This is a genomic window from Kitasatospora purpeofusca (genome assembly GCF_000718025.1).
GTDB classification, from domain to species: domain Bacteria; phylum Actinomycetota; class Actinomycetes; order Streptomycetales; family Streptomycetaceae; genus Kitasatospora; species Kitasatospora purpeofusca.
Window position 1 is genome coordinate 458715 of sequence record NZ_JODS01000002.1, and the last position, 14797, is coordinate 473511.

Sequence of the window (14797 nt, forward strand, 5' to 3'; positions counted from 1 at the left end):
ACGGTCCCTAGGCGGCGTGCGGCTTGCGGGTCCGGCGGGCCGCCGCTGTCTGCCGGCTGTCCTCGGCCGCAGCCAGGTCCTGCGCCAGGTCGTGGTGGATCGGCCCGGTCCCGGCGCTCAGCGGCAGGCAGCTGCCGCCGCGCCGGTGGGCGACGATCTCGGCGGCGACGGAGACGGCCGTCTCCTCGGGGGTGCGGGCGCCGAGGTCGAGGCCGATGGGCGAGCGCAGCCGTCCGATCTCGGCATCGGTCAGTCCGGCCGCGCGCAGTCCGGCCTCGCGCTCGCGGTGGGTGCGGCGCGAGCCCATCGCGCCGATGTAGCCGACCGGGAGCCGCAGGGCGCGCTCCAGCAGCGGGAGGTCGAACTTGGCGTCGTGGGTGAGCACACAGAGCACGGTCCGGCCGTCCAGCCGGTCCAGCTGGGTGTCCAGGTAGCGGTGCGGCCAGTCGACGACCACCCGGTCGGCCTCGGGGAAGCGCCGTTCGGTGGCGAAGACGGGCCGGGCGTCGCAGACGGTGACGTCGTAGCCGAGGAACTTGCCGATCCGTACCACCGCGGCGGCGAAGTCGATCGCGCCGAACACCAGCATCCGCGGCGCGGGCACGTAGGACTCCACGAAGAGGGTGACGGTGCCCTGCCCGTGCTCGTCGCAGGGGCGTCCGTCCAGGCCGAGGACGAGCCGGCCGGTGCGGCCGGCCTCCAGCATGGCCCGGGCCTCGGCGACGACCGCCCGGTCCAGCGGGGCGGCCACGGAGGGCGCGGGGGAGAGCAGGCCGTGGTGGGTGTCGGCGGTGACGGCGACGGTGGCGCCGAGCAGTCCGGCCGGTCCGGCGACGACCCGGGCGAGTGCCACCGGGGTGCCGTCGGCGATCAGCGCGATACCGGCGTCGAGGGCCGGGTCGGCCCCGGGGCGCACCGGCTGGACGAAGACGTCCAGGATCCCGCCGCAGGTCAGGCCGACGGCGAAGGCGTCCTCGTCGCTGTAGCCGAAGCGTTCGAGCACGGGCTCGCCGGACTCGATCGCGGCCCGGCACAGCTCGTAGACGGCGCCCTCGACGCAGCCGCCGGAGACGCTGCCGACCGCCTCGCCGTCCGCGTCGACGGCGAGCGCGGCGCCCGGGTCGCGCGGAGCGCTGCCGGTGACCCCGACGACGGTGGCCACGGCGAAGGAGCGGCCGGACGTGTGCCAGGCCAGCAGCTGCTCGGCGATGTCCTGCATGACGGAAGCTCCTTTGCGCTTTCGAGGGTAGTCAATCGGGTGCGTTCGGGGCGTTCGGGGCGGTCGGTGCGGTCGGGGAGGGCGAGACGGTCGGGAGGACAGGGGAGGTCGGGGACGGGACGGGCCGGTGGGACCGCCGCCGTACGGGAGAACGATCCCGTACGGCGGCGGGTGCTCCGACGGCCGGGTCGGCCGGTCGGCGCGCGTCGGTCAGTGCACGCCGAGCCAGGACTTGACCGGGCCGAGCGCGAAGTACACGACGAACACCCCGGTGAGGATCCACATCAGCGCCCCGGGCTCGCGCCACCGCCCCCGGCCGGCCTTGATCACCGTGTAGGAGATCACACCGGCCGCGACACCGGCGGTGATGCTGTAGGTGAACGGCATCAGCGTGCAGGTGAGGAAGGCCGGGATGGCCACCTCGCGGTCGGACCAGTCGATGTGCCGGGCCTGACTCATCATCATCGAGCCGATGACGACCAGCGCCGCCGAGGCCACCTCGACCGGCACGATCGCGGCCAGCGGCGAGAAGAACAGCATCAGGGCGAACAGTCCGCCGGTGACGGTGGAGGCGAGTCCGGTGCGGGCGCCGTCGCCGACGCCGGTCGCGGACTCGACGAACACGGTCTGCCCGGAGGCGCCGGCCAGGCCGCCGACCGCGCCGCCGGCGCCGTCGATGAACAGGGCCTTGGACAGGCCGGGCATCCGGCCGCGCTTGTCGGCGAGTCCGGCTTCGGTGCCGACGCCGATGATGGTGGCCATCGCGTCGAAGAAGCCGGCCAGGACGAGGGTGAAGACCGCCACCGAGGCGCTGATCGCGCCCAGGCCCTGGCCGCCGAAGGCGCCGAACAGGTCGACGTCGCCGAACAGGCTGAAGTCGGGCGCGGCGACCGGCGAACCGGGCCAGACCGGCGCGGAGTTGCGCCAGGCCTCGGCGGGTACGTCGGCGAGCTTGTTGACGACCATCGCGACCACGGTGCCGCCGGCGATGCCGATGAGGATCGCGCCGCGCACATTGCGGGCCATCAGCACGAAGATGGCGAGCAGGGTGAGGCAGAAGACCAGGACCGGCCAGCCGGTGAGCTCGCCGGCCGGGCCGAGCGAGAGCGGGGTGGGGCCGCCGGTGTGCATGAAGCCGGCCTTGAAGAGGCCGATCACGGTGACGAACAGGCCGATGCCGATGGTGATGGCGTGCTTGAGCGGCAGGGGTATGCCGTTCATGATCTTCTCGCGCAGGCCGGAGACCACCAGCAGCACGATCAGCAGGCCGTAGATGACGCACAGGCCCATGGCCTGCGGCCAGGTGGTGTGCGGTACGACCAGCGCCGAGACGGCGCCGGAGACGGAGAGGCCGGCCGCGAGGGCGAGCGGCACATTGCCGACCACGCCCATCAGGATGGTGGTGACGGCCGCCGCGAGCGCGGTGGCGGTGGTGAGCGCCGCGTGGTCCAGCTTGACGCCGGTGACGTCGGCGCCGCTGAGGATCAGCGGGTTCAGCAGGATGATGTACGCCATCGCCATGAAGGTGGTGAGTCCACCACGGAGTTCATTGGCGAGGGTCGAGCCCCGGGCGGAGATCTTGAAGTAGGCGTCCAGCGCGTTCCTGGGCGCGGCCGGGGGCGACGTGGGGGCGTCGTTCCCGGTGGCCTCGTCGGCCTCGGTGGGTCTGTCTGCAGTGGTGCCGGGCTCCGTGGGGATCCTGGTCATGTCCACTCCCAAGTGTCAAAGGGGGTTGGGGTGGGCGAGCCGACCTGGCAGCCAGGCGACGAAGGCGTGGCACAGGGGGACGATTCGACTCACGGTTGCACGGGTGGTTCGGGCCGTCGCCGGGCCCCGGCGTGGGCGGGCGGCGGTCCTGGTGCGGTGGCAGTGCCGTGGTGGTGCCGGCGGTGCCAGTAGTGCCGGGTGGTGCCGTGCAGATCGTGCAGGCTGAGCGGGTCACGCGGATGACGCAGGTCGTGCGGGTGGTGCTCGGCCCCGGGGCGGCGGGGAAGACCGGACGCCGCCCCGGGGAGTCGTGGGGGTCAGGAGCCGGTCACAGCTCCCCGGGCCGTTCGGTGGTCAGGTGCTCGGGTCGCACCGGGATCCGGCGCAGCGCGAGGCCGGTGGCGTTGCGGATGGCCGCCACGATGGACGGCGTCGCCGAGACGGTCGGCGCCTCGCCCACCCCGCGCAGCCCGTACGGGGCGTGCGGGTCGGGGAGTTCGAGGATCTCCACCGGGATCGGCGGGGTGTCCAGGATGGTGGGGATGAGGTAGTCGGTGAAGGAGGCGTTGCGCACCTTGCCGTCCCGCACGATGATCTCCTCCATCACCGCGAGCCCGAGCGCCTGGGTGCAGCCGCCCTGGATCTGGCCCACCACCGACAGCGGGTTGAGCGCCTTGCCGACGTCCTGGACGGCGGTCAGCTCGACCACCTTGACCAGGCCGAGTTCGACGTCCACGTCGACCACCGCGCGGTTGGCGCAGAAGGTGTACTGGACGTGGCCGAAACCCTGCCCGGTCTCCTTGTCGAACGGGACGGTCGGGCGGTGGTGGTGCTCGCGGGTGAGGTCGATGGCGTCCTCGCCGAGCAGGTCGACCATGGAGACCAGCGCCCCGGCCGACTCGGAGACGACCTTGCCGCCGGCCAGCGTGAGGTCCTGCTGGGTCCAGCCGTAGCGGCGCCGGCCCTTCTCGATCAGCTCGCGCTTGACCGCCTCGGCGGCCAGCTTGACCGCGCCGCCCGTCATGTAGGTCTGGCGCGAGGCGGAGGTCGAACCGGCCGAGCCCACCTCGGTGTTGGCGGGGTGGATGGTCACCTGCTCGACGCCCAGCTCGGTCCGCGCGATCTGGGCGTGCACGGTGACGCCGCCCTGGCCGACCTCGGCCATCGCGGTGTGCACCATGGCGACCGGCTCGCCGCCGATCACCTCCAGCCGCACCCGGGCGGTGGAGTAGTCGTCGAAGCCCTCGGAGAAGCCGACGTTCTTGATGCCGACCGAGTAGCCGACGCCGCGCACGATGCCCTCGCCGTGCGAGGTGTTGGACAGCGCGCCGGGCAGCAGCCGCACGTCCAGGTCGTCGGTGTCGAGCGGCGGCGGCAGCGGCATGTCCTTGACCCGGCGCAGCAGTTCGGCGACCGGCGCGGGTGCGTCGATCTCCTGGCCGGTGGGCATCAGGTCGCCCTGCTGCATGGCGTTGAGCTGGCGCAACTCGACCGGGTCCATGCCCAGTTCGGCGGCCAGCCGGTCCATCTGGGTCTCGTAGCCGAACGCCGCCTGCACCGCGCCGAAGCCGCGCATCGCCCCGCAGGACGGGTTGTTGCTGTAGAGCGCGATCGCGTGCATCCGCACGTTCGGGACGACGTAGGGGCCGTGGCCCAGCGAGGCCGCGTTGCCGACCACGGCCGGCGAGGCGGAGGCGTAGGCGCCGCCGTCCAGCACGATCCGGGCGTCGGCGTAGACCAGCTTGCCGTCCCTGGTGGCGCCGTGCTCGTAGTACATCTTCGCCGGGTGGCGGTGCACGTGGCCGAAGAAGGACTCGTCCCGGGAGTAGACGATCTTGACCGGCTTGCCGGTGCGCTGGGCCAGCAGGCAGGCGTGGATCTGCATCGAGAGGTCCTCGCGGCCGCCGAAGGCCCCGCCGACACCGGCCAGGGTGAGCCGGACCTTCTCCTCCGGCAGCCCGAGCACCGGCGCCATCTGCTGGCGGTCCACGTGCAGCCACTGGGTGGCGATGTAGAGGTCGATGCCGCCGTCCTCGGCGGGCACCGCGAGCCCGGACTCCGGGCCGAGGAAGGCCTGGTCCTGCATGCCGACCTCGTAGGTGCCGCTGACCACGACGTCCGCCAGGGCCCGCACCTCGTCGGTCACACCGAGGCCGGAGACGAGCTTCTGCTCGTGGCAGATGTTGCCGTAGGCGTGCGACTTGTACTCGTGCGGCTCGTGCACGTAGCCGTACGTCTCCGGGTCGAGGCACTGCTCCTCGGTGACGATCGGGGTGAGCACCTCGTACTCGACCTTGATCTTCTTCACCGCGCGCCGGGCGGTCTCCGGGTGGTCGGCGGCGACCAGCGCGATCGACTCGCCGTGGTAGCGGATCCTGTCGATGGCCAGGGCCGGCTGGTCGGCGATCTCCAGGCCGTAGTACTTGGCGCCGGGGATGTCCTCGTGGGTGAGCACCGCGTACACGCCGGGCACGGCGAGCGCCTCGGAGATGTCCACGGAGAGGATGTTCGCCCGGGGGTGCGGCGAGCGCAGCGCCATGCCCCAGAGCATGTCCTCGTGCCACATGTCGGAGGAGTACGCGAACTCGCCGCGCACCTTCAGCGTGCCGTCCGGGCGCAGCGGCGAGCCGCCGATGCCGTCCTTGCTGGACTGCCGGATGTCCTGGAGGTTCTTCTGGCCCTGGATGGTCCGGGCACCGGTCCCGGTACTGGTTCCGGTACTGGTCCGGGCACCGGTCCCGGCACCGGTCCCGGCACTGTTCTGGGCACTCGTCCGCGCGTTCATTCCGCCACCGCCCCGCCGGCACGCTCGCCGGCGCACTTGCGGGCGGACGCCAGCCGCACCGCGTCCATGATCTTCTCGTAGCCGGTGCACCGGCACAGGTTGCCCGACAGGGCCTCGCGGATGTCCGCGTCCGACGGCTGGGCGTCCTGCTCCAGCAGCGCGTCGGTCTGCACCAGCAGGCCGGGCGTGCAGAAGCCGCACTGGACGGCGCCCGCGTCCACGAACGCCTGCTGGACCAGGCCCAGCTCGCCGTCCTCGCCGCCGAGCCCCTCGACGGTGCGCACCTCGCGGTCCTGCACCTGGCCGGCCGCGACCAGACAGGAGCAGACCGGCACGTCGTCCAGGTAGACCGTGCAGGAACCGCACTCGCCCTGCTCGCAGGCGTTCTTCGAACCGGGCAGGCCGACGCGTTCGCGCAGCACGTAGAGCAGGCTCTCGCCCTCCCACACGTCGTCGGCCTCGACCGGCTTGCCGTTGGCGGTGAACGTGACCCTCATGCCGCGCTCCTGATCTGCTTGCGGTAGTCGTTCCAGGTCCAGGTGAGCGTGCGCCGTGCCATCACGGCGAGCGCGTGCCGCCGGTAGTCGGCGGTGCCCCGGACGTCGTCGATCGGGGAGGCGGCGGCCTTGACCAGCTCGCCGAACCGCTGGATCACCTCGGCGCCCAGCAGCTCCCCGCTCTCCCACAGGCCGCGCTCGGCGAGCACGTCCCGCAGGTACTCCTCGGCCTCGACGGCGCGGCGCGGGGTGGGGGCGGCCGAACCGATGCCGGTGCCGACGGTGCCGCTCCTCGGGTGCAGCGCGAAACCGAACGCGCAGACCGCGATCACCATCGCGTTGCGGGTGCCGATCTTGGAGAACTGCTGCGGGCCGTCCGCGACCGGGATCCGCACGGCCCGGATCAGCTCGTCCGGCTCCAGGCAGTTGCGCTTCACCCCGACGTAGAAGTCGTCGATCGGGATCAGCCTGGTCCCGCGGACCGAGGCCGCCTCGACCAGGACGTCCCGGCCGGCCGCCAGCAGCGCCGGGTGGGAGTCGCCGGCCGGCGAGGCCGCGCCCAGGTTGCCGCCGACGCCGCCCCGGTTGCGGATCTGCGGGGATCCGACGGTGTGGGCGGCCAGCGCGAGGCCGGGCAGCGGTCCGGACAGCTCGTCGATGATCCGGCTGTAGGGGACGGCTGCGCCGAGTCGGACCACCTCGCCGTCGTTCGACCACTCGGTGAGCTCGGTGACGCGGTTCAGGTCGAGAATCGCGGGTGGCCGGTGCACGTCGAAGTTCATCTCGACCATGACGTCCGTACCGCCCGAGATGGGCAGCGCGGTCGGGTGTTCGGCCTTCGCCGCGAGCGCCTCGTCCCAGGTGGCGGGCCGAAGGAACTCCATGCGGGTGTCTCCTCAAGTCGTGACCGTCCGGACGGGTGGGCACAGTGCCCGGCCCGGTCGCCCGGGCCCCGGTGTTCGGACCGGCACCTCCGCGTCGTCGCCTCCGCGTCGGTTTCCGGTCACCGGGGTGTGTCCGGCGGCGTGTGGCCAGTGAACCGCTGTGACGGGGGCCACTGGCAGTCACCGATGGCATGAAGCCCCGGCTGTGGTCCCGCCCGGCATCCTGTACGTTCCTCTAAGAAGGACGATCGCGCAGCCCAGCCGTCGGCCGGGCCACACCTACGACCGTAATCCGGCCGTGATTCCCGAGCTACGGCCTCGTGATCCGGGCACCCGTTGGGACGTAACGCCGAGCACGGATGTTCGGGCACACTGTCACCCCGGACCGAGCCCTCGGACCGCCCCCACCCCCGCCGCCCGCCCGTTAGGAGCCTCCGGATGCGTGTCCGTGACCTGCTCGCCCCCGGCGCCCCGCGCCTGCGTCTGCTCGCGGCCGAGGAGGAGCTGGACCGGCAGGTCAGCGGGGTGATGACGACCGACCTGCACGACCCCGGGCGCTATCTGCACGGCGGCGAGCTGGTCCTCACCGGCATGCTCTGGCGCACCGCCCCGGCCGACTCGGAGCGCTTCGTGCGCACCATCGTGGCCGGCGGCGCGGTCGCCCTGGCGGCCGGCGAGGCCGAGGTCGGCCCCGTCCCCGAGGACCTCGTCGAGGCCTGCCGCCGGCACCGGATGCCGCTGCTGGCCGTGCCCGACGACATCGCCTTCGGCACCGTCACCGAGTTCGTCGGCCGCCAGGTCTCCGCCGACCGGGCCGCCGACCTGGCGGCCCTGGTCGACCGGCACCGACTGCTGGTCTCGGCGGCCGGCGGCGGCGGTCTGGACGCCGTCCTCGACCTGCTCGGCGGCGACCTCGACCTCGACTGCTGGGTGCTCACCCCGACCGGAGCGGTGATCGCCGGCCCGGTCGACCGGCTCCCGCCCGCCGACCGGGACCAGCTGATCCGCGCCCACCTCGCCGCCCAGCGCCAGCGCCGCCGCCCCCCGCACCGGGCCCGCCTCGCGGCCGGCGCCTACTCGCTGCTGCCCGCGCCGGCCGCGCCCGAGGCCGAGGCGCCGCTCGCCGACTGGGTGCTCGCGGTCGCCGGCGACGTCACCGAGTGGACCGCCAAGCGCCAGCAGCTCGCCGAGAACCTGGCCCGGCTGGTCGCCGCCGAACGCCAGCGCCGGGACGAGGGCCGCCGGCTGCGCCGCCGCCTCGCCGACGAGGTGCTCACCCTGCTCCAGCGCGACGCGGACCCGGCCGAGATCAGCCGCACCCTGTACGCCTCCTCGGCGATGGCCGCCCGCTACGAGAGCCGCGAGCCGAGGCCGCAGGCGCCCGAGGGCTCCTGGCTGGTGCTCAGCGCCGAGGGCACCGGCCTGCCCGAGGGCGCGGTGCGGGCGATCCTGGAGGAGGCGCTGGGAGGTACCGGCGACCGGGCGCTGGTCGCCGGGGCCGGGGCCGGCGCGGTGGTGGTGCTGCCCGCGCTGGACAGCCCGGTGCCCGCCGACACCCTGCGCGAGCTGCTCGCCCCGCTGGAGGCTGGGCTCGGTTCGGAGGGCCGGATCACCCTCGGCGTCTCGGCCCCCGCCAAGGAGGCGGTCGGTCTGCGCGGCGCGCTGGAGGAGGCCCGGCACGCCCGCCGGATCGCCGCCGCCAGGGTCGGCCGGGTCTGCGTGGCCGGGCCGGAGGAGCTGGCCTCGCACGTGCTGCTGCTCGCGGCCGTCCCGGACGAGGTGCGCCGGGCCTTCCGCAGCCGGCTGCTGGACACCGTGATCGCCTACGACATCGAGCACCAGGCGGACCTGGTCCGCACGCTGGAGGCGTTCCTCCGTTCGGACGGTTCGTGGACCAGGTGCGCCGCGCAGCTGCACGTCCACGTCAACACCCTGCGGTACCGGATCGGCCGCATCGAGGAGTTGACCGGCCGTGACCTGTCCCGGCTGGAGGACCGGGTGGACTTCTACCTGGCCCTCGAACTCGCCTGACGGCCCCTCCGCACGCCGGCGGCCCCGGAGCTCGGTGCTCCGGGGCCGCCGCCGTACGCGGGGTGCTTCGCTCGGGGTGCTTCGTGCGAGGTCCTTCGCGCGTGGTGCTTCGTGCGGGGCGCTCCGTCAGTGGGCCGGGATGATGCCGGTCAGCCACTCGAAGACGCCCGGCACCATGTCCTTCCACACATCGCTGGTGTGCGGCCCGGTGGTCTCGACCACCTGGACCGTGGTCGGCGCCTTGGCGGCACCGGCGACGGCCTGGCCGTCCTCGAAGCCGTCGCCCTTGTTGCCGGAGATGTACAGCGAGACCTTCGGCGGCTGGGGCGCGGCCTTCACGATGGTCACCGGGTTGTTGGCGTCGCGCAGCTTCGCGTCCTTGCCGACCAGCGAGTCCGGCTCCTTCGCCGGGTCGTTGTAGCCGGAGAGGCTGACGCCGGCCCGGTAGCGGTTCGGGTGGGCCAGCGAGAGCTTGGTGGCGCAGTGGGCGCCGGCCGAGTAGCCCGCGATCGCCCAGCGGTCGGCGGACGGGTCGGCCCGGAAGTTGTCCAGGACCATCTGCGGGACGTCCCGGGTGAGCCAGGTGTCCGCGTTGACCTTGCCCGGCACGTCGGTGCAGCCGGCGTCGGTGCGGTTGCCCAGCAGCAGGGTGCGCGGCGAGACCAGGATGAACGGGGCCACCTTGCCCTGCTGCATCAGGGGCTTGAGCTGCTCGGAGACCTTCAGCGTGCCGTACCAGGTGGAGGAGGAGCCGGGGAAGCCGGGGATCAGCTCGACCACCGGGAACTTCTTGTCCTTGTACGCGGGGTCGTTGTACTGCGGCGGCAGCCAGACCAGCACCTCGCCGTCGACGCCGGACAGCTGGCCCTTGAGGTCGGTCTTCTGGACGTCGTTCGGCACCTTCGGGTCGTCGACGCCGCGGAAGGCCTGCTGGACCTTGTTGGCCGGCGGGTGCGCCGCGTCGCCCGCCGGGGCGGGCGCGCCCGTGGCAGCGCCCTGACCGGCCCCCGCGGCCGGGTCGGCCGGCGGCACGACCGGCACCGCCCGCACGTGCTTGCCGGTCCCGAGCAGGTCGTCCCAGTTGCCGTAGATCAGGTTGGCGTTGTTGACCATCACGAAGACCATGACCACCGCGGTGGCCTGACAGAAGACGATCATGGCGAGCCTGGACAGGACGCGCAGGGGCTTCGGTCCCTTGACCCGGGCCCAGGCCCACATCGCCACGGCGATGGAGATCGGCACGAGAATGACCGTGCAGACGAAGAACGGCGTACCTGTCAGTTGCATGAATGTTTCTCGTATCCGGGTTCGAAGCCGCCCGGGCCCCACTCGCCCGGAACGCCACCTCAATGGCATCAGACGGCCCGTAACGGGGATCGGTTGCCGTCCGAATCTGTGCGGAACCTGAGAGGAACATCACGTTTCCGTGAAGCTCCCTTTTCGGGTCCGCCCCAGTCTGCCACCCTGGCAGGCTCTGCCCGGACCTGGCGTCCAGCGGACTCCCAGGAATCCCCCCGCAGGGCACGATACCGTCCGGACGGATCGGCCCGCCGGGCGAGGCGGTGCGAACGCCCGTCCGCCGGGAAGCGAGACTATGGGGATGAGCACAACCCGCATGAGTCCCGTCCGCCGGCTCCGGCCCGTCGCCGCGGCGCTGGCCGTCCTGGCCCTGACGGTCGCCGTCGCCGGCTGCAGCAGCACCGGAGGCAGACGCGCCGAGGAGGCCCGCGCCAAGGCCTCCGCCGCCGCCGGCGGCGCCGTCACCACCCCGCGCTGGAAGGTCGCCATGGTGACCCACGCCGGGGCCGGCGACGCCTTCTGGGACACCGTGCGCAAGGGCGCCGAGCAGGCCGCCGCCAAGGACAACATCACCTTCCTGTACTCCAACGACGCGCAGACCCAGAACCAGGTCCAGCTCGTCCAGGCCGCCATCGACCAGAAGGTCGACGGCCTGCTGGTCACCCTCGCCAAGGGCGAGGCGATGGCCGACGTGCTCGGCAAGGCCAAGGCCGCCGGCATCCCCGTCATCACGATCAACTCCGGTCAGGAGTTCTCCGCCCGCTTCGGCGCGCTGACCCACATCGGCCAGGACGAGAGCACCGCCGGCCAGGCCGCCGGGACCGAGCTGGCTGCCCGCGGCCGCAAGAACGTCCTCTGCGTCATCCACGAGCAGGGCAACGTCGGCCAGGAGCAGCGCTGCGGCGGCGCCAAGGGCACCGCCGGCGGCGCCTTCCAGGTGCTCTACGTCGACGGCGTCAACATGCCCGACGCCCGCGCGGCGCTCTCCGCCAAGCTCCAGGCCGACCCCGCCATCGACACCGTGCTCACCCTCTCCGGCCCGATGGCCGCCACGGGACTCCAGGCGATCCAGGACGCCCGCCGCCCGGTCGAGCTCGACACCTTCGACCTGGGCACGCAGGTGGTCTCCGGCCTCAAGGCGGGCACCGTCGGCTTCGCGGTCGACCAGCAGCCCTACCTCCAGGGCTACGAGGGCGTCGACCTGCTCTGGCTCTACCGCTCCAACCTGGACATGCTCGGCGGCGGCAAGCCGGTCGCCACCGGCCCGCAGATCCTCACCAAGGACGACGCGGACGCGCTCGCCGAGTACGTCGCGAGGGGGACCAGGTGAGCCCCTCGGACGTCCTCGTCCAGGGCCGCGAGCGCCCGGCCGCGCTGCGCCGCCTGGCCGGCCGGCCCGAGCTCGGCGCGCTGATCGCCGCCGTCGCGGTCTTCCTGGTCTTCGCCGCCGTCGCCGAGCCCTTCCTGCGGGTCTCCTCGCTCGGCACCGTGCTGTACGCGGCCTCCACCATCGGGATCATGGCGGTACCGGTCTCGCTGCTGATGATCGGCGGCGAGTTCGACCTGTCCGCCGGAGTCCTGGTCACCACCGCCGCGCTGACCTCGTCGATGGTCTCCTACCAGCTCACCGCGGTGACCTGGGTGGGCGTGCTGGTCTCGCTGGCCGTCACCCTGGCGGTCGGCCTGTTCAACGGGTGGATGCTCTCCCGCACCAAGCTGCCGAGCTTCATCGTCACCCTCGGCACCTTCCTGATGCTGACCGGCGCCAACCTCGGCGTCACCAAGCTGGTCTCGGGCACCGTCTCCACCAAGCCGATCTCCGACATGGAGGGCTTCGCCTCCTGCCGCTGGCTGTTCGCCTCCGAGGTGACCGTCGGCGGGCTGACGATCAAGGCCACCGTCTGGTGGTGGCTCGGCCTGCTGCTGGCCGGCAGCTGGGTGCTGCTGCGCACCCGCTTCGGCAACTGGGTCTTCGCGGTCGGCGGCGACGCGGCCGCGGCCCGCGCGGTCGGCGTCCCGGTCGCCCGGACGAAGACCGTGCTCTACCTGTTCGTCGGCTTCGGCGCCTGGGTGCTCGGCCAGCACCTGCTGTTCTCCTTCGACACCGTGCAGTCCGGCGAGGGTGTCGGCAACGAGCTCATCTACATCGTCGCGGCCGTCATCGGCGGCTGCCTGATCACCGGCGGCTACGGCTCGGTGGTCGGCTCCGCGCTGGGCGCGCTGATCTTCGGCATGGCCAGCAAGGGCATCATCTACGCCCAGTGGAACCCCGACTGGTTCAAGTTCTTCCTCGGTGCGATGCTGCTGCTCGCCGCCCTGCTGAACACCTGGGTCAAGCGCCGCGCCGAACGGGGGCCCCGATGACCGAGCTGCTCTCCCTCACCGGGATCGGGAAGACCTACGGCACCGTACGGGCCCTGGAGGACGTCTCGCTGACCCTGCGGTCCGGCGAGATCAGCTGCGTGCTCGGCGACAACGGCGCCGGCAAGTCCACCCTGATCAAGATCATCGCGGGGCTGCACCGGCACGACGAGGGCACCTTCACGGTGGCCGGCGAGGAGGTCCGCCTCGACTCCCCGCGCCAGGCCCTGGACCGCGGCATCGCCACCGTCTACCAGGACCTCGCCGTCGTCCCGCTGATGCCCGTCTGGCGCAACTTCTTCCTCGGCTCCGAGCGGGGGCACAAGCGCTGGGGCGGCCTGAGCATCGATGCCGACGGCATGCGCGCCACCACCCGCCGGGCCCTCGCCGACATGGGCATCGACCTGCCCGACGTGGACCGCCCGATCGGCACCCTCTCCGGCGGCCAGCGCCAGTGCGTGGCCATCGCCCGCGCCGTGCACTTCGGCGCCAAGGTGCTCGTCCTGGACGAGCCGACCGCCGCGCTCGGCGTCAAGCAGTCCGGGGTCGTGCTCAAGTACGTCACCGCCGCCCGGGACGCCGGCCTCGGCGTCGTCCTGATCACCCACAACCCGCACCACGCCTACCTGGTCGGCGACCACTTCACCCTGCTGAAGCGCGGCCGCATGGCGGGCAGCCACGCGCGGGCGGAGATCGGCCTGGAGCAGCTCACCACCGAGATGGCGGGCGGCTCCGACCTGGCCGAGCTCTCGCACGAGCTGGCCCGGCCCGGGACCGGGGCCTCGCCCGTCGATCCTGCTCGCCCCGCCGACCCTGCTCACCCCGCCGATCCCGTCGATCCCGCCGAGGAGCGTCCCCAGCCGTGACCAGCCCCCACGGCGGCAACCGTCCGCCGGTCCTGCCCACCCTGCTCGGCCTCGGGCCGCGCGCCGAGCGCCGCCGCCGGGCCCTGCCGGTCGGCCTGCTCCGGCTGCCGACCATCGGCGTGGACATCGGCGGCACCAAGGTGGTCGCGGGTGTGGTCGACGGCGAGGGCAAGGTACTGGAGAAGCTGCGCACCGACACACCCGACAAGTCCAAGAGCGCCAAGGTGGTCGAGGACGTCATCGTCGAACTGGTGCTGGAGCTCGCCGACCGGCACGACGTCCACGCGGTCGGCATCGGCGCGGCCGGCTGGGTCGACGCCGAACGCTCCACCGTGCTCTTCGCCCCGCACCTCAACTGGCGCGGCGAACCGCTCCGGGAGGCGCTCAGCTCCCGGCTGCGCTTCCCGGTCGTGGTCGAGAACGACGCCAACGCCGCCGCCTGGGCCGAGTGGCGCTTCGGCGCCGGCCGGGGCGAGGAGCACATGGTGATGCTCACCCTGGGCACCGGCATCGGCGGCGCCGTCGTCCGCGACGGCTACGTTGACCGGGGCAAGTACGGGCTGGCCGGCGAGTTCGGCCACATGCAGGTGGTGCCCGGCGGCCACCGCTGCCCGTGCGGCAACCGGGGCTGCTGGGAGCAGTACTCCTCCGGCAACGCGCTGGTGCGGGACGCCCGCGAACTGGTCGCCGAGGAGTCCCCGGTGGTCCAGGCCCTGCTGGCCCGGGCCGGCGGCACCGTCGAGGGCATCACCGGCCCCCTGGTCACCGAGGCCGCCCGGGCCGGCGACCCGACCGCCACCGAACTGCTCTACGACGTGGGCACCTGGCTCGGCGTCGGCATCGCCAACCTGGCGGCCGCCCTCGACCCGGGCCGCTTCGTCATCGGCGGCGGCGTCTCCGAGGCCGGCGACCTCCTGCTCACCCCGGCCCGCGACACCTTCCGCCGCACCCTCACCGGCCGCGGCTTCCGCCCCGAGTCGACCATCGTCCACGCCGCCCTCGGCAACGAGGCCGGCCTGGTCGGCGCCGCCGACCTCGCCCGCCAGGTCGCCCGCCGCTTCCGCACCATCAAGCGCCGCCGCGTGGAACGCGCGGTGCTGTAGCGGGCTCTACCGCGAATGCCTCCGGAGCAGGAAGTCGGTCCGGCC

Annotated in this window: 11 protein-coding genes; 5 read left to right on the forward strand and 6 right to left on the reverse strand. The window is 72.9% G+C overall.

The annotated features are described in order from the left end of the window. Positions 1-7: 7 nt before the first annotated feature. The 5 genes from IF01_RS0105125 to IF01_RS0105145 all read right to left on the reverse strand — a co-directional run bounded on the left by IF01_RS0105125 (position 8) and on the right by IF01_RS0105145 (position 7092). Positions 8-1219, reverse strand: coding sequence for an XdhC family protein (locus IF01_RS0105125; RefSeq protein WP_051754926.1), 1212 nt, complete (start codon positions 1217-1219; stop codon positions 8-10). Between the two features lie 210 nt (positions 1220-1429). Next, entirely contained in the window at positions 1430-2926 is a 1497-nt protein-coding gene (locus tag IF01_RS0105130) for an NCS2 family permease (protein WP_030392054.1), read from the reverse strand. Positions 2927-3254: 328 nt separating this feature from the next. After that, positions 3255-5711, reverse strand: a complete 2457-nt coding sequence (gene pucD / locus IF01_RS0105135; protein ID WP_233289995.1) for a xanthine dehydrogenase subunit D — start codon at positions 5709-5711, stop codon at positions 3255-3257. Beyond that, positions 5708-6208 (reverse strand): (2Fe-2S)-binding protein, encoded by a 501-nt coding sequence (locus IF01_RS0105140; protein WP_030392056.1) that lies wholly within the window; start codon positions 6206-6208, stop codon positions 5708-5710. The genes pucD and IF01_RS0105140 overlap by 4 nt, the downstream gene beginning before the upstream one ends. Next, positions 6205-7092 carry an FAD binding domain-containing protein gene (locus IF01_RS0105145; protein WP_030392057.1) on the reverse strand — a complete coding sequence of 296 codons (888 nt, stop codon included), beginning with the start codon at positions 7090-7092 and terminating at the stop codon, positions 6205-6207. Before IF01_RS0105145 ends, IF01_RS0105140 begins: the two co-directional genes overlap by 4 nt. Before the next feature lie 438 nt (positions 7093-7530). On the opposite strand from IF01_RS0105145, the gene IF01_RS0105150 reads away from it, so the two are divergent. Beyond that, positions 7531-9123 (forward strand): PucR family transcriptional regulator, encoded by a 1593-nt coding sequence (locus IF01_RS0105150; RefSeq protein ID WP_030392058.1) that lies wholly within the window; start codon positions 7531-7533, stop codon positions 9121-9123. A 126-nt stretch (positions 9124-9249) separates the two neighbouring features. Here IF01_RS0105150 and IF01_RS0105155 read toward each other — a convergent pair whose 3' ends face one another. Further along, complete coding sequence (locus IF01_RS0105155; protein WP_030392059.1) at positions 9250-10410, reverse strand: alpha/beta hydrolase; 1161 nt, start codon at positions 10408-10410, stop codon at positions 9250-9252. A gap of 328 nt (positions 10411-10738) precedes the next feature. Here IF01_RS0105155 and IF01_RS0105160 point away from each other — a divergent pair, with 328 nt between their 5' ends. From IF01_RS0105160 to IF01_RS0105175, 4 genes are read left to right on the forward strand one after another with little or no spacing between them, the layout of a single operon-like run. Next, positions 10739-11752, forward strand: a complete 1014-nt coding sequence (locus IF01_RS0105160; RefSeq protein ID WP_051740200.1) for a substrate-binding domain-containing protein — start codon at positions 10739-10741, stop codon at positions 11750-11752. Then, positions 11749-12786: an ABC transporter permease gene (locus IF01_RS0105165; protein ID WP_030392061.1), complete on the forward strand. Its 1038-nt coding sequence runs from the start codon at positions 11749-11751 to the stop codon at positions 12784-12786. The genes IF01_RS0105160 and IF01_RS0105165 overlap by 4 nt, the downstream gene beginning before the upstream one ends. Then, complete coding sequence (locus IF01_RS0105170) at positions 12783-13649, forward strand: ATP-binding cassette domain-containing protein (protein WP_078879676.1); 867 nt, start codon at positions 12783-12785, stop codon at positions 13647-13649. Before IF01_RS0105165 ends, IF01_RS0105170 begins: the two co-directional genes overlap by 4 nt. Beyond that, positions 13646-14752 (forward strand): ROK family glucokinase, encoded by a 1107-nt coding sequence (locus tag IF01_RS0105175; protein WP_037778909.1) that lies wholly within the window; start codon positions 13646-13648, stop codon positions 14750-14752. Before IF01_RS0105170 ends, IF01_RS0105175 begins: the two co-directional genes overlap by 4 nt. The last annotated feature ends 45 nt before the right edge of the window (positions 14753-14797 follow it).